At 42.5% G+C, this 19,898-nt stretch carries 18 protein-coding genes; 10 read left to right on the top strand and 8 right to left on the bottom strand.

Features of this window, described 5'->3' with window-relative positions; translation table 11 throughout:
* Position 1 precedes the first annotated feature (1 nt).
* From RMY00_RS18125 to RMY00_RS18110, 4 genes are all read right to left on the bottom strand, one after another.
* Positions 2-655: a dienelactone hydrolase family protein gene (locus RMY00_RS18125; protein WP_322648859.1), complete on the bottom strand. Its 654-nt coding sequence runs from the start codon at positions 653-655 to the stop codon at positions 2-4.
* A 105-nt stretch (positions 656-760) separates the two neighbouring features.
* On the bottom strand, positions 761-2,299 hold the full coding sequence (locus RMY00_RS18120; protein WP_322648858.1) for an amidohydrolase family protein: 1,539 nt from the start codon (positions 2,297-2,299) through the stop codon (positions 761-763).
* 326 nt (positions 2,300-2,625) lie between these two features.
* Positions 2,626-3,990: an LLM class flavin-dependent oxidoreductase gene (locus RMY00_RS18115; RefSeq protein ID WP_322648857.1), complete on the bottom strand. Its 1,365-nt coding sequence runs from the start codon at positions 3,988-3,990 to the stop codon at positions 2,626-2,628.
* Between the two features lie 35 nt (positions 3,991-4,025).
* Positions 4,026-4,847 (bottom strand): class I SAM-dependent methyltransferase, encoded by an 822-nt coding sequence (locus tag RMY00_RS18110; protein WP_322648856.1) that lies wholly within the window; start codon positions 4,845-4,847, stop codon positions 4,026-4,028.
* A gap of 987 nt (positions 4,848-5,834) precedes the next feature.
* On the opposite strand from RMY00_RS18110, the gene RMY00_RS18105 reads away from it, so the two are divergent.
* The 5 genes from RMY00_RS18105 to ssuE all read left to right on the top strand — a co-directional run bounded on the left by RMY00_RS18105 (position 5,835) and on the right by ssuE (position 10,111).
* A complete protein-coding gene (locus RMY00_RS18105) occupies positions 5,835-6,659 on the top strand; it encodes an ABC transporter permease subunit (protein ID WP_322648855.1) in 825 nt (274 codons plus the stop codon).
* 112 nt (positions 6,660-6,771) lie between these two features.
* Complete coding sequence (locus RMY00_RS18100) at positions 6,772-7,539, top strand: ATP-binding cassette domain-containing protein (protein ID WP_322648854.1); 768 nt, start codon at positions 6,772-6,774, stop codon at positions 7,537-7,539.
* Positions 7,540-7,721: 182 nt separating this feature from the next.
* On the top strand, positions 7,722-8,882 hold the full coding sequence (ssuD, locus tag RMY00_RS18095; protein WP_322648853.1) for an FMNH2-dependent alkanesulfonate monooxygenase: 1,161 nt from the start codon (positions 7,722-7,724) through the stop codon (positions 8,880-8,882).
* 27 nt (positions 8,883-8,909) lie between these two features.
* A complete protein-coding gene (locus RMY00_RS18090) occupies positions 8,910-9,548 on the top strand; it encodes a carbonic anhydrase (RefSeq protein WP_322648852.1) in 639 nt (212 codons plus the stop codon).
* Positions 9,545-10,111 carry an NADPH-dependent FMN reductase gene (gene ssuE, locus RMY00_RS18085; protein ID WP_322648851.1) on the top strand — a complete coding sequence of 189 codons (567 nt, stop codon included), beginning with the start codon at positions 9,545-9,547 and terminating at the stop codon, positions 10,109-10,111. Before RMY00_RS18090 ends, ssuE begins: the two co-directional genes overlap by 4 nt.
* A 577-nt stretch (positions 10,112-10,688) precedes the next feature.
* On the opposite strand, the gene RMY00_RS18080 is transcribed toward ssuE, so the two are convergent.
* The 3 genes from RMY00_RS18080 to RMY00_RS18070 all read right to left on the bottom strand — a co-directional run bounded on the left by RMY00_RS18080 (position 10,689) and on the right by RMY00_RS18070 (position 13,259).
* Positions 10,689-11,603, bottom strand: coding sequence for a TauD/TfdA dioxygenase family protein (locus tag RMY00_RS18080; RefSeq protein ID WP_322648850.1), 915 nt, complete (start codon positions 11,601-11,603; stop codon positions 10,689-10,691).
* Between the two features lie 69 nt (positions 11,604-11,672).
* Positions 11,673-12,539, bottom strand: coding sequence for a CmcJ/NvfI family oxidoreductase (locus RMY00_RS18075; RefSeq protein ID WP_322648849.1), 867 nt, complete (start codon positions 12,537-12,539; stop codon positions 11,673-11,675).
* Positions 12,540-12,587: 48 nt separating this feature from the next.
* On the bottom strand, positions 12,588-13,259 hold the full coding sequence (locus RMY00_RS18070) for a glutathione S-transferase family protein (RefSeq protein ID WP_322648848.1): 672 nt from the start codon (positions 13,257-13,259) through the stop codon (positions 12,588-12,590).
* Between the two features lie 274 nt (positions 13,260-13,533).
* Between RMY00_RS18070 and RMY00_RS18065 the strand changes: the two genes are divergently transcribed.
* The 5 genes from RMY00_RS18065 to RMY00_RS18045 all read left to right on the top strand — a co-directional run bounded on the left by RMY00_RS18065 (position 13,534) and on the right by RMY00_RS18045 (position 18,700).
* Entirely contained in the window at positions 13,534-14,283 is a 750-nt protein-coding gene (locus tag RMY00_RS18065) for an aspartate/glutamate racemase family protein (RefSeq protein WP_322648847.1), read from the top strand.
* Positions 14,284-14,667: 384 nt separating this feature from the next.
* Complete coding sequence (locus tag RMY00_RS18060) at positions 14,668-15,324, top strand: class I SAM-dependent methyltransferase family protein (protein WP_322648846.1); 657 nt, start codon at positions 14,668-14,670, stop codon at positions 15,322-15,324.
* 3 nt (positions 15,325-15,327) lie between these two features.
* Positions 15,328-16,551, top strand: a complete 1,224-nt coding sequence (locus RMY00_RS18055; RefSeq protein ID WP_322648845.1) for a glutathione S-transferase family protein — start codon at positions 15,328-15,330, stop codon at positions 16,549-16,551.
* Between the two features lie 121 nt (positions 16,552-16,672).
* Positions 16,673-18,346, top strand: a complete 1,674-nt coding sequence (locus RMY00_RS18050; RefSeq protein WP_322648844.1) for an FAD-binding protein — start codon at positions 16,673-16,675, stop codon at positions 18,344-18,346.
* 12 nt (positions 18,347-18,358) lie between these two features.
* Positions 18,359-18,700, top strand: coding sequence for a 4Fe-4S binding protein (locus RMY00_RS18045; RefSeq protein WP_322648843.1), 342 nt, complete (start codon positions 18,359-18,361; stop codon positions 18,698-18,700).
* A gap of 10 nt (positions 18,701-18,710) precedes the next feature.
* On the opposite strand, the gene RMY00_RS18040 is transcribed toward RMY00_RS18045, so the two are convergent.
* Positions 18,711-19,730 (bottom strand): isopenicillin N synthase family dioxygenase, encoded by a 1,020-nt coding sequence (locus RMY00_RS18040; protein WP_322648842.1) that lies wholly within the window; start codon positions 19,728-19,730, stop codon positions 18,711-18,713.
* Positions 19,731-19,898: the final 168 nt, after the last annotated feature.

Here is a 19,898-nt window from a genome sequence, read left to right as displayed (position 1 = left end):
TTCAGACAACTAGGGGTATATTGCGACGGCTCTGTGAAATCAGCCATTGTTGCAATTTCGGGTCACTGTACACTTCATCGGCTATAAAATGATCCCCTTCAGGTAGTACAGTAAAATCTACTGTCCCCCCTAGTTCGCGCAAGGTATCGACAATATGTTGTGCATCCTCAATCGGCAGTTTTTCGTCCTTTCCACCTTGGAATATTTGGATAGGAATGTTCTTAAGAGCAGCTAGTTGGCTTGCTTCTAATGTTTTGGGTGCACGACCAGACACTGCTACCAGACCAGCGAAGCGACTAGGATGAGAAGCAGCGATATGCCATGCTCCAGCCGTACCTAAACTGAATCCAGACAAAATCACACGGGACGGATCGATGGGTTGGGAAGTGATGAGATTATCCAATAAAGCAATGACGTCAGATTCTCGATCTATCCAGGTTTGTCCTTCAGGAAGTTGGGGGGCTGCAAAGACATAAGGTAACGAGCTTGACTCATTTACAAAACGAGGTAAACCCCATTTGAGTAACACATTTAGATCGTTACCGCGATCGCGCGCTCCATGTAGAAATAACACAAGAGGTACGGGTTTTTTGGCATCATCAGAGACAGGTGAGAAAATATAAGGCAATAAATCGGAGCGGTGTTCAATAGGCATAGCTGTAATTCCTGAAGTATGTGTTTGATTTAGGAATTGGGGACTAGAAATCATCTAATCCCCATGACTGGTAAAAATCTCTAGATTGTGAACTTGTTTCGTGATTTATGCCACTACAAGTTTCTTATCTACTTGTGGGGATGCAATTTCACTGACTTTGGATTCAATCGTTGTACCCTTGAAGAAGTCGGGGTTAGATTCGGTGTAAAACTTGTAAGGATTATTGAATACATAAGCCTTAAAGTCCGCTTCAGAAATCACACCTTCTTGTACCAAATCCCAGCTTTCCGCTAGTGGGTCGGTCAAATCTGGCACATCCCAGTGGCCAACATCAGAGGAGTAGATGGCGTTGATTTTTACACCCAAGGGATTAGCTTTGTTGTTAAATGCAGCTGCGATGGTGCGATCGTCAGACTCGGAACCAAAGAAGAAACTATTTACCCAGCGATCGCGAATATCTTCAATGCTTTCAATCTCGGCAGCGGCAAAATCTTCTAGTTCGCTACCAACGGGTGAACGGCTATGACGGTTGAAGGAAGAACCCAAGACACTCTTTGTCAGTTCTTCTTTAGTGAGAAGATATTCTTTTAAGAATTCACTACCGAAACGCTCAAACAACAAGAACAACTCATCAGCATTTGTTAGTTCTGGGTTGTAGTTTTGCAGTCCTTTAAGATTGCGCTTGGAGAATCTATCCACTAAATGAATGTAGACATGTGCGCCCCAATCTGCACCGCCTTCAAGCATAGCTACGCGCAACTGTGGGAAACGTTTGGTAACACCACCAAAGAACAGTGCTTTGGCAAATGCTTGTGAGCCATCGGCAAAGTGACCGATATGGTTGTTCATGTAGTTGCTGATGGAAGAGCGCCCAGTCCAGCCTTGACTGCCGTAATGGGTAGTAATGGGTACACCTAACTCAACTGCTTTTGCCCAGAATGGATCGTAGTCATATTCACTATCCAATCCGTAAAAGTCAATGTAAGAAGCATACTTGGCGATTTCAGGGTATTGATCTGCTGGATATTTATCAGCGATCGCCTTAATTGGCCGTTTTACACCACCAGGAATATTAGCTACCTTTAGACCTAGTGTTTTCACTGCAAACTCTAGCTCCTCAACAGCCTCTTGAGGATTACCCATAGGGATACCAGCAACAGGTGTCAGGCGATCGCTATATTTCCGGTACAAGTCAGCGTGATAGTGATTGACTGCGCGTTGCAGTGCTTGACGATTCTCTTTACTAGCTCCAGCTGGTGCAAGAACATTATTCGGAAATAACACTGAATAATCTGATCCCTGCTCCGCCTGACGTTGATAGAACAATTCAGGCAAAGTGTAAGTCGCTAAATCTAAAGTGTTACGAGTAACTCTCGCCCACCAAGGCGATCGAATTGTGCGGTTGTACTGACGTTCTTCTGGAGTTTGTTGATACCAGTCTTTACCATTGCTCTTGGAATTGAGACGAGAAGATTCCGCCTTGCGTAATTCATCTACAAGTTTCGAGCCACCGTATTTAGCAATGTAATCCTCCAGCGCTGGAGTGAAATCATTAGTGTGAACATCGGTGTCGATTATCGGATAATTAAGGGTTGCTTTGATTGCGGCGGAACGGGAAGTTTTTAATCTGCTATATTCAGTCATGTTTTTTTCCTTGAATAAATGACAGAAGTAGTGCTGAGAAATGAGTTATGAGTGCTGAGTACAACAACCCATCTGGGTATTACTTGGTAATTTATTGGATTGAAAGCCCAATAAAACCCTAAAATTTATAGGCGATTTATCGCATCTGGATAACTCAGCTAAGACAATTGCTACAACTGAAAGAACCTGTAACACAGTGGTTCACTGTAGGAGTGTCTACAGCACTCGAAACTCAATACTTTTTTGATCAGGACTTACGCTTTTTGTTTGTAGTAAGGACTTTAGTCCTGATTTTGTTCAAGTAGCGTTGCGTAAGCCCTATTGATTTACGCCAAAACCAATCTTGCATCGACTTGTTTAGCGGCAAATTGATTACCCGGACGACGCAGCCCCAGATTTTCCCTCAAAGTGCTACCTTCGTATTCAGTACGGAACAGTCCCCGTTTCTGCAAGATGGGAACGACCAAGTTTACGAATTCATCCAATCCTGTGGGCAAAATTGGCGGCATGATATTAAAACCATCTGCTGCACCATTGTTGAACCATTCCTCTAGTTGATCGGCAATACTTTCGGGAGTACCAAGTATGGTGCGATGACCTCGTGCAGTAGCTAGAGACAGATATAACTGACGCAGCGTCAGAGTCCCACGAGTAGCCAAATCTCTGACTAGTTTCAGACGACTCTTGTTATTGTTAGTATCACTGGGCAGTTCAGGAGCTAGATCATCTAGAGAATACTTGGATAGATCCACACCCTTGTAATAGGTCTTTAAAATACCCCAAGCTACATCGGGATGAATCAACGATTGCAGAAATTCGTATTTCTCTTGAGCTTCTTCCTCAGTCCGCCCAATAATGGGGAAAGCCCCAGGCATGATTTTCAGATCCTCTGGAGAACGCCCATATTGTGCTAGCCTCCCTTTGATATCAGCGTAAAATTCCTGGGCATCGGCTAGGGTTTGATTGGCGGTGAAGATTACTTCAGCAGTACGCGCGGCTAAATCCCGTCCAGCTTCAGAGGCTCCAGCTTGCACAATCACCGGGTAACCTTGGGGTGGACGACCGACATTTAAAGGGCCCTTAACAGAAAAATGTTTGCCTTTGTGGTTGAGTATGTGTAGTTTATTCTGGTCGAAATAGATACCAGATTCTCTGTCACGGATGAAAGCATCATCTTCCCAACTATCCCACAATCCTTTCACCACTTCCACAAACTCTTCAGCACGTTCATAACGCTGACTGTGTTCTGGATGATGCTCCAGACCAAAATTAAGTGCGGCGTTTTCATTACCTGTAGTAACTACATTCCAGCCCGCCCGACCTTTACTCAAATGATCCAAAGAAGCAAACTTCCGTGCCAGTGTGTAGGGTTCTTCGTAGGTAGTTGAGGCGGTAGAAATGAAGCCGATGTTTTCGGTTACAGAAGACAATGCCGAAAAGAGTGTGACTGGCTCAAAATGCACAAGTTTACCATTGCGTTTTTGAGTTTCTGGAGCGCCACCCCAAACTCCTGGACTGTCCGCCAGAAAAACTGCATCAAACAAGCCGCGTTGGGCAGTCTGGGTAATTTCTTTGTAATGCTCAAAATTGAATCCAGCGTCTATCTGTGCATCTGGATGTCGCCAGGCAGAAACATGATGTCCAGTAGCTTGAATGAATGCACCTAAACGAAACTTGCGTGTTTTACTCATCTACTTTTTTGTGTATGGCTAAATAGCATTCAAAATTAATGCTTCCAAATTACTTGGATTGTTGCTGTAAGTTCTTCTGTAAAGTGTCCAGAAGGCTCAACTGCTAGTAATGCTTCTTTGATATCTGCTTCAAATGCTTCAGCTTTATCGCCATAGAAAATTTTCAAAGAGAAGGCTGTAGTGTACAAGTAGCCAAGATAGCTGGAGACTGTCCAGGATTTTTCAAATGGCACTTCATACACTTCTTGGCGAGCAAATTTTGAATTGGCAATTACAACTTCGTGGGGAGGATCAACTGGTTTACGAATACCTTGTCCTCGTTGTCCAGTTCGCCTTTCTTCACCTAACCATTTTTTCACTACTTCTACGGCAGCTTGTTTCCAGGGTAAAGAACTTATCCAAGGATTATCACCTGTATTGAGCAGTGCTACACCTCCATCATCTGCCAGCAATTCATAAAGGCGTTCTAGTACGAGTTCCCGTTCCATCCAGTGAAAGGCTCTGCCAATGGTAGCTAGTTTAAATACCCCTAGACTAGGGTTAATTAGTTCTGCGCCTTGTTCGAACCAAGTAATATTGTTTCCTCCTACGCTTGCTGCTTGGCGTTGCGCTTCTTTAAGCATTTCCGGATCGGGATCGATCGCAACTACTTCCTGAAATTTAGTGCTGAGGGGAATGGCAATTAAACCTGGCCCAGTACCCAAATCAAGCAGTCGTCCCTGACCATTAAGATGAAAAATTTCGGTTAATTTGTCGAATACAGCAGGTGGGTATTTAGTTCTGTATTGAGCGTAAACCTCAGCTGCACCCTCAAATAATGTTGGATCGTAAGTAGGAAGTGTTTTCAGTTGGGTCATAAGTTAGTTTTTTAGTGAATCAATCTCTATTTGGCTATTGGCGATTAGGTATTGGCAAAATTATTCTGAATATTTCCCTTGTCTGTGTTGCTAGAACAAATCTATAAAGGAGGACTTGTAGTATGAGAATAACAAGGTTCTTACCAAGTTTGTTTGAATTACTTAGAACATTGATAGGGCGTTTCACTACTACTTGCATCAGGTATACGATTAATTTTTGCCCGATCAATATTTTTTGTAGCTCTGGCTAAGTAGTCAGCCGATAAATGAAATGCTGTAGTTTATTCTTTCTAAAATACTACAACTTGATTGGTTTACCGTATTTTGTCTATTTAACAGAGTTTTTCACACTTGCAAGAAAAAGGCAAGTACTGCTTAACACAAATTTGCTAATATTTTCTTTTAAAGAATATATCTTAATGTACTTGTTTTTTTAGCTATTTTATGCAATTATCCAAAGTTAGCGGTAAAACTACTAAAACTCAATCGGTATTTAGTACTTTAATGAGAACCATCGGCAAGACGCACACATTTCTTTGCATTTATAGACTTTTTATTCTTATAGGTTAAACAACAACATACGAATTATTCCTAGCTTGTATCTAATTACCAAGCGCGAACATCCCGAACATAAATAACGAGCCGATTTCGGTGGATTCTCTTTGCACTATCTTTAGTTTCTAGTCAGCAAATCACAGGAAAATCCCATAGCCAAAGCTGAAAAAGGAATATTCCCCGCCCCCTATCTTGAGAATTGCTTTTTAGTTAATTTGGTGTAAAATATCATAAATATACGATAATTCGATCGATATATAGTAGTTTAAAGAATAATACGCAAACGACAAGGTAATTTTTTGGGTTTGTTCCCCATTATGTCCCTGTCTCGCTAAAACAAACATACGTAACACCAAAGCTATTCAGTCCTATTGACGAAATAGCTTTTAAATTGAGAGAGAATTTCATAAAACAACAACTAATTGGTAGCTTATGACTGTTACTCTGAAAAATAAAAGCAGCAAAAAATCCCTAGAAGTATTATTCAACAAGAAAATCGCTGATCCAATCATCCCTTGGGTAGTACCTCTTATAGTACTAATACTTTGGGAAGTTGCTTCTAGAACTGGTTTACTTTCCAGCAGAATTCTTCCAGCACCAAGTAGTGTAGTTTTTACGGCATTTAGGTTAGCCTCAACTGGAGAGCTTTTCCAACACATGGGAATCAGTGCTGCACGCGCTATATCTGGTTTTATCGTTGGTGGCGGAATTGGCTTTATTTTGGGATTACTCACTGGGTTTTCTCGCATTGCAGAACAATTGTTAGATAGTTCTTTACAAATGCTGCGTACTATTCCCAACTTGGCATTAATTCCCCTAGTAATTTTATGGTTTGGGATTGGCGATCAAGCTAGATTATTTTTAGTTTCTATAGGTGTATTCTTTCCAATTTATCTTAATACCTATCATGGAATTCGTAGTGTAGATCCCGCTCTAATTGAAATGGGCAGAGTTTATGGCTTAAAAACATCGCAGCTTTTGTGGCAAATTGTTTTTCCAGGAGCTTTATCTTCAATTTTGATTGGCGTCCGCTTTTCTTTGGGGATTATGTGGCTATCGTTAATTGTAGCTGAACAAATTGCAGCAGATTCCGGCATTGGTTATATGGCAATGAACGCCCGTGAGTTTATGCAAACAGACGTTGTGGTGTTAAGTATTGTCATCTATGCACTGTTAGGTAAACTTGCAAATTCTATTGCCAAAGCTCTAGAAAACAAATTTTTATCATGGAATCCTAATTACACATCTGCTGGATAAGATATTAAATCGAAGGTTAAACAACCGTTTAGTTTTTGAATGTGATTAATTGATTTTAAAAAATCCATCCAAATTCCCGATACCTAAATCACTCAATAAAAGAGAAATACACATGGTTTCAACTCTACAAGGTTCACAACTCAATATTTTGGATTTAAGCAAGGCTTTTGGAAATAAAACTGTCTTAAAATCATTAAATCTAGAAGTAGCACCAGGAGAATTTATTGCTATTGTCGGACGTAGTGGTTGCGGTAAAAGTACCTTACTGCGCCTAGTGTCTGGGTTAGATAAACCAACTACAGGCGGCATATTATTAGATGGGCAACCACTACATAAACTTAGTCAATCTGTAAGAGTAATGTTTCAAGACCCTCGATTACTACCTTGGAAACGTGTGATAGATAATGTGGGTCTGGGTTTGCAAGAAAATTGGCGTGCAAAAGCTGCGCGAGTATTGGAACAAGTAGGACTTAAAGATAGAGCTGATGAATGGCCTTACGTATTATCTGGAGGGCAAAGACAACGAGTAGCATTGGCTAGAGCCTTAGTGAGTCAACCACAACTATTACTACTTGATGAACCTTTAGGAGCATTGGATGCGTTAACTCGCTTAGAAATGCAACATTTAATCGAGGATTTGTGGCAACAGAGAGGCTTTACGGCGTTTTTAGTTACTCATGATGTAGAAGAAGCTGTAGCGCTGGCAGACAGAGTGATAGTAATTGAAGAAGGACGGGTTGCGTTAGATTTACCTGTAAAATTATCGCGTCCACGAGACAGAGCTAGTGAAGTATTTGTAAATATTAGAGAAGCAGTATTAGAAAAAGTTATGAATAATGAAGGCGCTCACGCACATCAATTATTGCAAATGAGTCATTAAGTTGATCCGTTTGAGAACTTGTTTGCCCCCTTCCTTTTCACTAGGACTTGTGTGTATATCGTAGTCTAAAAGGTTTTCAGAAAAACTTCTTCTTTGGTTAAGTAGAATATGTGATACTCTGAAAACTATAAGTAAAGCACGGTGATTCTACCGAATTACCGTAGTTTAAAAGGACACGACTCATGCAGCTACTATGGTTTATCCCAACCCACGGCGACGGACGTTACCTTGCAACTGCTACAGGTGGGCGGGCAATCAGCTTTCCTTATCTGCGGCAGATTGCCCAAGCGGTGGATGACCTTGGTTATACGGGGGCATTGCTGCCTACAGGTCGCTCTTGTGAAGATGCTTGGATTGTAGCGTCAACACTGGTATCACTGACGCGACAAATGCGTTTTTTGGTAGCGATTCGTCCCGGCTTGGTATCACCTGGAGTAGCAGCGCGGATGGCGGCGACTTTTGATCGGCTCTCTGGAGGACGCTTGCTGATTAATGTCGTGACAGGTGGCGATCCCGTAGAGTTAGCGGGAGATGGCTTGCATTTGGATCACGATCAACGGTATGAATTAACAGATGAATTTTTGACAGTATGGCGAGCGATCGCTAGTGGTGAACAAGCTAATCTTCAAGGCGACTATCTTAATATCCAAGATGGTAAGCTGCTGTTTCCACCCGTCCAGAAGCCATATCCGCCCTTGTGGTTTGGTGGTTCCTCTGCCGTTGCTCAAAAAATTGCTGCCAAGCACGTAGATGTCTATCTAACTTGGGGTGAACCACCGGCGCAAGTAGCCGAGAAAATTGCATCAGTTCGTAAACTTGCTTTATCAGAAGGCCGAACTTTGCGGTTTGGGATTCGCCTACATGTGATTGTGCGCGAAACTGAGAGTGAAGCCTGGGATGCGGCGAATCAATTGATTAAGTATGTAGATGATGAGGCGATCGCTAAAGCCCAAAAAGCTTATGCCCGGATGGACTCAGTTGGGCAACGGCGGATGACTCAACTACACCACGGTAATCGTGAGGCATTAGAGATTAGCCCGAACCTGTGGGCGGGAGTTGGTTTGGTGCGGGGTGGTGCGGGAACAGCCTTAGTAGGCGATCCCCAAACTGTAGCTGCCAGGATATTGGAATATGCTTCTTTGGGTATTGAGTCTTTTATTCTCTCTGGCTATCCCCACCTAGAAGAAGCTTATCGAGTTGCAGAACTTCTATTTCCCCATTTGCCATTAGAGAATCTGCCAACAGTTGAGAAGCAACATGTATTGAGTCCATTTGGTGAGATTGTGGCAAATGAAGATTTCCCTAAAAAGCAGCATCAGGAAAGAGCAACGTCCATATCCTAGTAATTAAGAACTAGAAAATTACCAGCCATGTTGCACCAACAAATTGACCAAAAAATCTCAGAAAAAGAAGCGTGGGCATTACGTCGCCAGTTGGGGATACCTAACAATAAACGCTTGTGGGTGCTGGCGTGCATGGATGAGCGATTACCGATAGAAAAAGTATTGGGAATTGGTGAAGGAGATGCTCATATTTTCCGTAATGCTGGAGGATTAGTTACGGATGATGCTATCCGATCAGCAATGTTAACTACACAGTTTTTTGGCACAAAAGAAATTATCGTTATTAATCATACCGAATGTGGCATGATGACAGCATCAGGAGACTTTCTCAGTGAGGTATTGCAAAATCAAGGTATTAACGTGGATCAAGTTAGTGTCGATCCTGCTTTGCCAGAGTTGAAGCTACCAAAAGGCGTTTTTTCCAAATGGATCAAAACGTTTACCGATGTGGATGAAATCTGTACACAGCAGGTAGAATTACTGCGTAATTCTGCCTTAATTCCTAAAAATGTAGTTATTCATGGCTACATCTGGGAAGTAGAGAGTATGAGTTTACGCCGTCCCTACAAACGACTGAGCGATCAGGTTAATACAGCATCAGCTATGAATACCAAAACCACAAAACATACTGAACCGATTGTAGAAATTGGGAGTTTAATTGAATGACAAATATTTTAGCGATCGCTGGTAGTCCAACCCATCCATCTAGAACCTATGGTGTTGTCGAATACACTGCCAAGCTTTTACAACAAGAAGGCTTGCATGTAGACATTATTTCAGTTCGGGATTTGCCTGCTGAAGATTTAGTTTTTGGACGTTACGATAGTCCTGCTTTAGAGGAGCCAAAAGCTTTACTAGCAAAAGCAGATGGTGTGATTATTGCCACCCCGATTTACAAAGCTGCTTACACAGGAGTACTGAAAACATTTCTAGATTTGCTCCCACAAAAATCATTAACAGGTAAACCTGTTTTACCAATTGCTTTGGGTGGGACGATCGCTCACTTATTGGCAATTGAATATGCTCTTAAACCTGTCTTATCTGAATTAGGAGCGCGGCATATCCTAGCTACTATTTATGCGGTAGACAAACAAATTCAACGACAAGCTGATAACAGCGTCGTGTTAGATGAGGATATTGATCAAAGGCTTAAAGACGTTCTCAAAGAATTTGTGAAAGCTGTAGAATATGATGCCGCAGCGCCTCAAGAATTGGTTCATGCCAATTAAATAATCAAGTTTATACCTCCGCATTTCTGTAGCAGAAAGGTAATTTTTACCCATCTGCTACGTTTTTTTTAAAGTTAATTAGAGTAATACAAATTTATTATAGGAATTTAACAGAAAAGCGGGATAAGAAAATTGAATTAAAACAGTTTTGAGCGCCCCAATTTTCTGCTCATACAAAAGACATCTCCATCAATTAATTATGCGTTACCTGATATCATGCCCGCTTGATTGCTTATTAAACTCTAAGAACCCCACCCCCAACCCCTCCCCGCTCTTCGGGCTACGGTGTACACACAAGTCTGAAGTAGTTTAAGAAGCAGAAGCTGGTTTTTACCCCACCCTAACCCTCCCCTTATAAAGGGGAGGGAACTAGATTTATTTCCGGTTTCCCCCCTTTATAAGGGGGGATTAAGGGGGGTAATTCGACTTGTGTGTACACCGTAGGCTTGCGGGGAGGGATTCTTTTATTATGGGAATTTAGCGGACATGATATGAAACCCTTGTAGAGACGTTGCAATGCAACGTCTCTACATTCATCTTCGGCGATGTCTAAAGATAAAAAAGGTATTGATCTGTTCTAAACTAAAGCGGGTTCACGTCGGTTATATGCAGAAGAATCTCCCTTAATAGCCTCACTCTGCTTACCATCAATACCAACAGGAATATCACCCACAAGTGTAACTCGTTGAACGTGGCGAGGTTGATTATCGTAGTCTGCGATCGCATAATGTTGAGTAGCGCGATTATCCCAGAAAGCTACATCGCCAACTTTCCAGCGCCACCGGACTGTGTTTTCAGGACGTGTGATGTAAGCTTGCAACAATTTCAAGATTTCATCGGATTCATTCTGGGAAAAACCGCGCAGGCGACGCACAAACCCACCAATAAATAAACCACGTTCACCAGATTCAGGATGGACGCGGACAACTGGATGCAGGGTTTCGTATACAGTCGAAGTGAAAACAGCCCGATGCTTTAAGATTTCTTCTGGCAAGTCAATTGTAGCTGCTGCATAATCGTAGGCGTTGCTGTGTACTGCCCAGAGTTGGTCAGCAAGATTACGCAGGTGAGTTGGTAAATCTTCGTAGGCAGTTACGGAGTTTGCCCAAATAGTATCACCTCCCGATGGTGGAATAACAAGCGCCCGCAAAATAGAACCAAGAGGGGGACGATCTACAAATGTCACATCGGTGTGCCAATTGTTGGCGCGACTCACAGTCTTACCGTAATTGAGATCAAGAACTTCTGGGTTTTCTGGCAATGAGGGAACGGTGGGATGGGCTGTGGTGACTTCCCCAAAGCGTCGGGCGAAGGCTACTTGTCCTTGAGCGTCAAGGTTCTGCTCTCGGAAGAAGATGACTTTGTGTTTAACTAAAGCTTTACGGATATCGCTGATGATTTCATTGCTGAGGTTACTGCTTAAGTCAACACCAATGATTTTTGCACCGATACGTCCAGCGATTGGTTTGATGTCAAAGTGTTGGGAAGTCATAATATTTGTATCTCCAAGGGTTAATTTGTTTCACGCAGAGAGTAGGAGTATGAGAGAAGTTTTTGCGATTTATGCCGGGTAAAAGACGAATGTTCGTAATTCAATGCTTTCTCTTGGGGGAGCGTTGGCTGGGCTGGTGGGATCTTCAAAGGCTGTATGGCCGGCAAAACGGGCGCGTCCGTCTTCTGCGGAGTCAAAGCATTTGATAAATAGTGCTTCGTCTCTGTGCATTTGCGGAAAGTAGAACCATTTATGTTTGGAGTTATACGTAATTCCATAAGTTTCACCGACGCGATCGCGGTACACAAGATCGCCAGCTACAATGTCTGTGGGTGCGATACTTTGCGCGTCACACACTGCTAATGGTGACTCTTGGATTGGTTGTGCGATCGCTCGCCAAACATTGATGATGGCAAATCGTTGTTTTAGTAGCGCATCAATGTCATCTATGCCTCGTGCTGCTAGTTCCAAATGGGCGCGAGTATAGCCAGATTTGGCAGTGAAGTCGTTGTGTACGCGCAAGGCAGGTTCTTTAATATTATTCTCACCTGGCTTTGACTGACTGGCATTACGCAGGGTGTGATCGAATATCACTACCTTTGTTGCACCTGTGACTTCTTTTAACAATTGCTCGGCTTCTGGATAGTAGACGCGGCGTACTTCGTCTTCATCGTAAAAGTTGCGGACATTAGTATTATGTCCAGTAAAGGCGAAACCTTCTCGATCTAACGAGATGTTCTCTGAGATAGAACGAGCATTGTAAATTGGCAGTTTGTGCGTCTGATAAGTTGCATTCGTGCGGGGAATCCCGGCTGGTGGTTCGTAAGTATAGTTAACAGGTTTTTCTGCCATTGGAACCAGGTAACTGAGGTTAGCCTCTACGTATGGCAGTTCTGCGGAAATTGGTTTGTCTAGAACTTGGTTATTTAAGCTCATAGGTTATCCCATTTTGGATTTTGGTTAATTTCTGTCAATCCCAATGCTCTATTTTTGTGCTGCACCAACGGGAACAGGTTCACCGAGAATTTTTGCGAATCTTTGCAAATAGAAGTCCACAGGGTTTGCTACTGCTTGAATTGAGGAGCGATCGCTTAAGCTGTTCCACCATGTCTGCAAACGAGGTGTTTCTGCTGGTAATGTAAATTTGCGGAAGTGTTCTAAGAGTGGTAAACGCTCAAACCAAGGATAGAAGCTGATATCAACTAGGCTAAACTGATCTCCTAACAAGTAATCACCTTTGCCTAATCCTTCTTGTTCAATATATAGAAGTGCTTCTGTGAACTCTCTTCGTCCAAGTTCTTGTTCTTGGCTATCTTTACCGCGCAGCAATTTATTAAAAGCTGGGACAAGGCGAGTATTGGCGTAGTCTATCCAGATGCGAGCGATCGCTTTAGCTGCTGGATCGCGGGGTAACAAAGGTGGTTCCGGGAAGACTTCATCTAGATATTCATTGATGATGGCGGACTCGTAAATTACAACATCCTCATGTTTGATAGCTGGAACTTTGCCATAGTGGGAAATCTGAGTGTACCCATCTGGTTTGTTCTGTAAGTCAATTTCTATCGGGGTGAAGTCAACGCCCTTTTCCAGTAAGACTACACGAGTCCGTTGAGAGAAAGTAGAGGCTTTGGCGAAATACAGTTGTATGTTGCTCATGAAATCTTTTCCTTGTAATCATCGTGGATACAAACTATTTGAGATTGCACAACTCCAACTAAAGCAATAAGACAAAAGTGAGATGGATTGATCGGTGCAGTTAAATAATTGACTGGCAGGTATCTATGTCAGTTAAATGATATATTACAGTTTATCGGTCGATTTAGCGTAGTTACTATATTATACAGTCTTCCTGAAAATATGTATACCTAATTATTAGTGTAACTAAATAAATATTTAGACATAATCAGGCTTGTCAAAAAGAGGTATTATTATGTACTCAAAAGCTGACTCTAATAGGCAGATCCGTCTTGGCTTGCTAGTACCCGCAGGTAACACCACATTTGAGCCTGACTTTCACTCTGCTTTTTCCAGTCAAGTCAGTATTCATAGCCATCGTGTGATTGCTCAACGCTCACACGCTTATGAAAGCTATGAATCAATGGATGACATCAATGAAGAAGCTGTTAAGGAAGTAGAAAAATTAGCTAGAGCCGGGGTACATTTTGGAGCATACGGCTTTACAACAGCAACTTTTTACCGAGGGCAAGTTTTTGCCAAACAACTAGAGCAACGTTTGACGCAGGTGCTAGGAGTACCTGTTGTTGTGCCTGCTCTGGCTCTATTAGAAGCGTTGGCATATCTAAAGATTAAGAAAATTTCTGTAGTCACTCCTTATCCAGAATGGAATAACCAAACGCTAAAAACGTTTTTGAGTGAAGCGCCTTTTGAAATAGTGGGGTTTAAAGGTGATGAACGCCCAAAAGAAGTAGCAAAAAAGAATTACCTTTGGCATCAGTCACCCGATGAAGTCGCAGTTTTTATTAAAGAGGTATCTCACAAAGGTGCAGATGCTATTGTGTTGCCTTGTACGGCATGGAGAACATTTGAGGTGATTGAGGAATTAGAGGCAGATTTAAAGATTCCTGTAGTTACAGCAAATCAAGCCACAATATGGAGTTTAGCAAGGCGTGCTTCTATTGAATCTGCACTTTGTCCTAGAGGAAAACTGTTTGCTATTTAGTCAGTTCGTTCGCGTTCGCTTTTTGGTTGCGTACTATGTTATTGATGGTTGTGACATTAGTTTATAAAATAGTTGTCGATTGAACTTTAAAAACAGAGTACAACATTTAGATGCCAGCAATTTAAGCGATCGCTCAGAATCAATCATTATAAATTTCTGTATTAGCTATAACCAGAGTTGTTCCTGAGTAATACTGGGTATGTAAAAATAAATACCATAAACTCAATACCGTATAATTACTGCACTGAAGACATTCATAAAAAATCAGGCTTGATTTTCTATGAATGTGTATGATACTCTGCCTTCATCTGTAAACTACGGTTAGTCTATCAAATAACTGTAGCTTGCAATTACACAGTGTGCATCAAATGGGAATCACTCCTTATGCCAAAAGATTGGTATGAATGGCACGACCTCTACAACACTGAGCCAAAATTGCAGCAGCGTCTAGAAATCGTGCAGGAATATATTGCTTATAGCTTAAATGCCTCACCAGATGGCGCTATCCGAATAGTGAGTGTTTGCGCGGGTGATGGACGAGATTTATTAGGAACTTTAAAAAATCACCCCCGTGCGAAGGATGTTTCTGCACGACTGGTTGAAATAAATTCAAATTTAGTTGAGCGTGGACGAGCAAGTATAGAGTCTTTGGGTTTAGCCAAGCAAATTGAGTTTATCAATGGTGATGCAACTCTTGCCACAAACTATGTAGGAGCAGTACCAGCAGATATCGTGATTGTGTGTGGTGTCTTTGGCAATCTGGCTGATGAGGCTGAACTCAATCGCTTACTAGATAATTTAAGTTTTCTGAGTAAACCAGGTGCTTTTGTCATTTGGACTCGTGGACACTCTAACGGTATTACTTACTCTGACAATGTGCGGAAAATTTTAAGTGCATCTGGATTTGAAGAAGTAAACTTCAAGCTTACCGCTACAGGAGATATGGGTGTTGGTCTTAATCGATACCTTGGTGAAAACTTGGCTGCACCTAAAGAGCAACAGTTATTTGTGTTTTCCGGCATTCCTAGTAAAGCGAGGTAAAAAATGTCAATTCAAAACACAGTGTCAACTTGGGAAGAAGTTTTAGAAACTGCTAGAAAAAATACCTCTGCGCGTAGGGTAAAGAGGACAGGACAATCTCCTTCTACTGCACCAATACCCAGCAGTTTAGATAAACTTCCGCCAAATACAGAACCGCCAGTCTTACTTTATCGAGATACTAATTCCTGGTGTCCTTTCTGTGAACGAGTTTGGTTTGCTCTGGAAGAAAAGGAAATTCCCTTTGCAACAGAGTTTATTGATTTAAGTAATAAACCTAAATGGTACACTGACCTAGTTCCCACAACTCTTGTCCCAGCAGCAAAAATTGAGGGAAATTTAGTATATGAATCTAAAGATATTCTCTTAGCTTTAGAAGAAAGGTTTCCACATCCAGCATTATTACCGGAAAATCCAGAGGAAAATGCTGTTGCTAGGCAGTTAGTTGAAGAAGCTGAGACTAACGGTTTTAGAGAGATTACTTACAAATTCCTGAGAGAAGCATCTGTAGATGCTGCTGATGAGTTGGCATTGCAAGCAGCATTTGAGGCGAAGTTAGATGAACTTGAGCAAGCTTTGGCTAAATACCCTGGCCCCTACTTTGTCAGTACATTTAGCTTAGTAGACATTCTGTATAGCCCCCATCTAGATAGATTGGCGGCTAATTTACCTGTGTATCGGGGATATCACCTCAAAGGAAATCCTCGCTTTCCTCGCATTAATGCTTGGTTTGATGCACTTAATCAGCGTCCTGCTTATCACAGGGTGAAGTCGGATAATATCACTAATAATTTATTGTTGCGTCGCAGATGGGGAGTTGAACCGATTGGAAGTCCTTTACCTCTGGATGTAGCAGATAGTGAAAAAATTCAATATCGAGCCGAAGCAGCTGAGAGATTGAGCGATAATCGGGAAGTTGCGATCGCAGATATTATCAAAAATTCTGGAGTCCAAGTAATAGCGGCAGACGGTGACTTTACCACAGTTAAGGACGCTGTTGAGTTTCACCTGCGACAACTGGCTGATTATCTGATTCATGGCAATGGCAATACCTTATCGGGTGGAAGGACTGGTGGTAAAAATAGTAGTGTTGATCCCCTATTCGCTGCTGTCGGAGCTATTACTTTCGCATATTTGAGAAATCGCATCTGCGCCCCTCGTGATATGAGTGCTGGTGCAGCAACGGCGTTTCGGGCTGCGATAGATAAATTGCTGACTTCTGTTTATTAATTTTGTGGGCGTTGCTGATTGAATGTATGAATTTGCCTTATGCACAGACGCAGCGAAAAGTCGGAGGGTTTCTGACTCCTGAATTCTGCTGTACTTTGGAGACTTTATAGAGGAAAAGGAATTGCTAACAGTCCATAGTGAAAATGAACTACAACTAACTGCTGATGTACTGGTAATTGGTGGTGGCCCTGCCGCAGCATGGGCAGCCTGGGCAGCAGCATCTCAAGGTGTCAAAGTCATCATTGTTGATAAAGGTTTTCTGGGTACGAGTGGTGCGGCGGCGGCTAGTGGTAACGGCATCATGGCTCCGTCTCCAGAGAATTGGGAAAAAGTTTTATCGGAGCGTTATCGCGCAGGAAAAAACCTCGCTAACTCACGTTGGATCGAGCGTGTTATCGAAAAAACCTGGCTGAGTTTGCCCCTAGTAGAAAGTTGGGGCTATCGTTTCCCTAAAGAAGATGGGGAATCTGTGCGTCAGAGTTATTATGGCCCTGAATATATGCGGGTACTTCGCAAAAACCTTTTGCGTGTTGGTGTGCAGATTTTCGACCAAAGTCCGGCTCTAGAACTTTTATTGGCTGACGACGGCTCAGTAGCTGGTGCAAGAGGTGTGCAGAGGCAAAATCATCGTACTTATACCGTTCGTGCTGGTGCAGTAGTCTTAGCGAATGGCGGTTGTGCATTCTTGAGTAAAGCATTAGGTTGCAATACCAATACAGGTGATGGATTGCTGATGGCAGTGGAAGCCGGCGGCGAACTTTCTAGTATGGAAGCTTCTAATCACTATGCAATTTCGACGGCTTTCAATGCCACTGTAACCAGGGGTGTTCCCTTTGGCTGGGCTAGTTATACCGATGAAGCAGGCAATGATCTAGGCGGTTATATCAATGGCCGTCGCGATCCATCATTCCTTCCTAATGCCCTCCTGAAAGGCCCCGTTTATGCTCGTTTGGATCGAGCCACACCGGAAGTTAAAGGAGTGATTGAAAAGTCTCATTTCATTGCTTTTTTACCCTATACAAAAGCTGGTATTGACCCATATACAGAACGAGTGCCTGTGACACTTGTTTTAGAGGGTACAGTCCGTGGTACAGGTGGGATTCGGATTGTGAATGATAATTGCGCTACAAAGGTTCCTGGTCTCTACGCTGCCGGTGATGCAGCATCGCGGGAGTTTTTAGCCGGTTTAGCTTCTGGGGGTGGTGGCCCCAATGCTGCCTGGGCAATCTCCACAGGGCAATGGGCTGGAGTTGGAGCAGCGCACTTCGCCAAGAGGCTGGGCACTCATGCAAATGAACGGGTTGCGCGTCCTGCTGGTCAAGTGGGATTGCGATCGCCTTTGGCAGGGCGTAGCCCATCGTCATCCTCACCTACTTCTGAAACATTCGATAGTGAGGCGATCGTGCGCGGTGTACAAGCCCAGATGTTCCCATTGGAGAAGAATTACTTGCGTTCTGAGCAGGGACTTTTGGATTCTCTCGCCAAATTAGAAACGCTGTGGCAGCAAGTACAAGGCAACCCGAAACAAGATACAGTGCGCGATGTGGAATTTTCTCGGCGAGCGGCTGCTTTAACGGCTGTAGCACGATGGGCATATTTTAGCGCCTTACATCGCAAGGAAACGCGCAGCGAACATATTCGCATAGACTATCCTGAAACCGATCCAAATCAGCGTTATTACCAAGCAACAGGTGGCTTAGATAAGCTTTGGGTAAGGCGTGATTGGATTACGGATGCAATCGCTACACCACCAGCAAAAACCACTCAAACCACACCCTCTGTATCAAAGTTGTAGCAGGAGCATATCATGATCGAGCTTGTCAGCCATAAACTTTGTATCAATTGCAATTTGTGCGTCCAAGTTTGCCCTACCAATGTCTTTGACTCTGTACCTAATCAACCACCTGCGATCGCCCGCAAGGAAGACTGTCAAACTTGTTTCATGTGTGAGGCATATTGCCCTGCGGATGCACTTTATGTTGCGCCCCAATCTCATACCAACGTTGCAGTCAATGAGGATGATTTAATTGAAAGTGGCATCATGGGTGAATATCGTCGTCTCTTGGGTTGGGGATATGGCAGGAAAAACAATAGCGAATTGGATACGGCTCATAAACTGCGCCAATTACCGCGTCCTTATCAAAGTTGATTTGGACTCTCTAAAGCACTTTTTGTTGTAGTTCTGGAAATACCTTAGAGACTTTATTCAAAAGATAATCGCCATAAGTCCCGCGAAATTCGTGGACACTGGCTTTATCCCAGCGATAGCTTTTATCATCATTCACTACTACATCCTTCAATTCAATGGGTTTGACTTCAACGTTGAAATTGGGATCAAAGAAGAACGGGAACGAAAGGCGATTATTTGTTGATAAGTTCTGAACGCGGTGGGGTGTTGAACGATACAATCCTTGTGTCATGCGATCGAGCATATCCCCAATGTTGCATACGAATGAACCAGGAATAGGAGGTGCATCTATCCAACCAGACTTTGATTTGACTTGTAATCCACCTACATTATCTTGTTTGAGTATAGTTAATACTCCATAATCTGTATGTTCACCAACGCCCCATTCAGATTTAGATAATGATGGATTGGGAGGGTAATTAAAAATCCGAAATAATATTAATGGATCTTTTGTATAACGTTCAGCAAAATAGGATTTTTCTAACCCCAAACTTAGAGCAATACCAGCCATTAGGGTGTGTCCAAGTTTGGTCATTGAGTCTATATAGTCCAGCACTGTTTCCCTAAATTGGGGAATATTGGATGGAAAAAGATTTCGACCGTGCATTGGTACACCAGCTTTCACAAATGGATGGTCTTCTGCTAGTTCTGCACCAAAGTAAATACCTTCTTTTAAGTCAGGTCTACCTGATGTTAACTCGTTACCCACGGGGAAATATCCTCGCCATGCTCTACCACCAAGAGCCATACGAATCTTCAGTTTAGTTTCTATATCCTGCGCGAAGAATTGTTGACTGAGATGTTCTAGTTGCTCCTGTAGTTGTTCATCAACTCCATGTCCGACGATATAGAAGAAACCGTAATCTTGGCAGGCTTGTCTAATTTGGTCTGTAATTACATCAGAATTGTTGCTAGTTTGAGAGACTAATGTACTAATATCAATGACGGGAACTTCTGAAAGCTCTTTATTTACAAGTTGTAAGATTGTCATACTCTACTTTTATAGTCGTTTTTAGACTAATTATAATGTTGATGTTGGGGATGGCGATCGCTAACCCTAGTAAAATATTTTGAGTATAAATTTGTAAATTTATTTATTAATCCGATAATTCGGTAGAGATAACGTAGTATTATTTAAATAATTCTCAATTATTTCTGC

It is taken from the genome of Nostoc sp. ChiVER01, from assembly GCF_034531155.1.
Taxonomy (GTDB): Bacteria; Cyanobacteriota; Cyanobacteriia; order Cyanobacteriales; family Nostocaceae; genus Nostoc.
Note: the sequence above shows the minus strand (reverse complement) of the source record. Positions and strands in the feature narration are given on the sequence as shown.

Bases quoted from the DNA above. Each gene is read 5' to 3' on its own strand.
- RMY00_RS18125 (WP_322648859.1), bottom strand. From the start codon at position 655: ATGCCTATTGAACACCGCTCCGATTTATTGCCTTATATTTTCTCACCT.
- RMY00_RS18120 (WP_322648858.1), bottom strand. From the start codon at position 2,299: ATGACTGAATATAGCAGATTAAAAACTTCCCGTTCCGCCGCAATCAAA.
- RMY00_RS18115 (WP_322648857.1), bottom strand. From the start codon at position 3,990: ATGAGTAAAACACGCAAGTTTCGTTTAGGTGCATTCATTCAAGCTACT.
- RMY00_RS18110 (WP_322648856.1), bottom strand. From the start codon at position 4,847: ATGACCCAACTGAAAACACTTCCTACTTACGATCCAACATTATTTGAG.
- RMY00_RS18105 (WP_322648855.1), top strand. From the start codon at position 5,835: ATGACTGTTACTCTGAAAAATAAAAGCAGCAAAAAATCCCTAGAAGTA.
- RMY00_RS18100 (WP_322648854.1), top strand. From the start codon at position 6,772: ATGGTTTCAACTCTACAAGGTTCACAACTCAATATTTTGGATTTAAGC.
- ssuD (WP_322648853.1), top strand. From the start codon at position 7,722: ATGCAGCTACTATGGTTTATCCCAACCCACGGCGACGGACGTTACCTT.
- RMY00_RS18090 (WP_322648852.1), top strand. From the start codon at position 8,910: ATGTTGCACCAACAAATTGACCAAAAAATCTCAGAAAAAGAAGCGTGG.
- ssuE (WP_322648851.1), top strand. From the start codon at position 9,545: ATGACAAATATTTTAGCGATCGCTGGTAGTCCAACCCATCCATCTAGA.
- RMY00_RS18080 (WP_322648850.1), bottom strand. From the start codon at position 11,603: ATGACTTCCCAACACTTTGACATCAAACCAATCGCTGGACGTATCGGT.
- RMY00_RS18075 (WP_322648849.1), bottom strand. From the start codon at position 12,539: ATGAGCTTAAATAACCAAGTTCTAGACAAACCAATTTCCGCAGAACTG.
- RMY00_RS18070 (WP_322648848.1), bottom strand. From the start codon at position 13,259: ATGAGCAACATACAACTGTATTTCGCCAAAGCCTCTACTTTCTCTCAA.
- RMY00_RS18065 (WP_322648847.1), top strand. From the start codon at position 13,534: ATGTACTCAAAAGCTGACTCTAATAGGCAGATCCGTCTTGGCTTGCTA.
- RMY00_RS18060 (WP_322648846.1), top strand. From the start codon at position 14,668: ATGCCAAAAGATTGGTATGAATGGCACGACCTCTACAACACTGAGCCA.
- RMY00_RS18055 (WP_322648845.1), top strand. From the start codon at position 15,328: ATGTCAATTCAAAACACAGTGTCAACTTGGGAAGAAGTTTTAGAAACT.
- RMY00_RS18045 (WP_322648843.1), top strand. From the start codon at position 18,359: ATGATCGAGCTTGTCAGCCATAAACTTTGTATCAATTGCAATTTGTGC.
- RMY00_RS18040 (WP_322648842.1), bottom strand. From the start codon at position 19,730: ATGACAATCTTACAACTTGTAAATAAAGAGCTTTCAGAAGTTCCCGTC.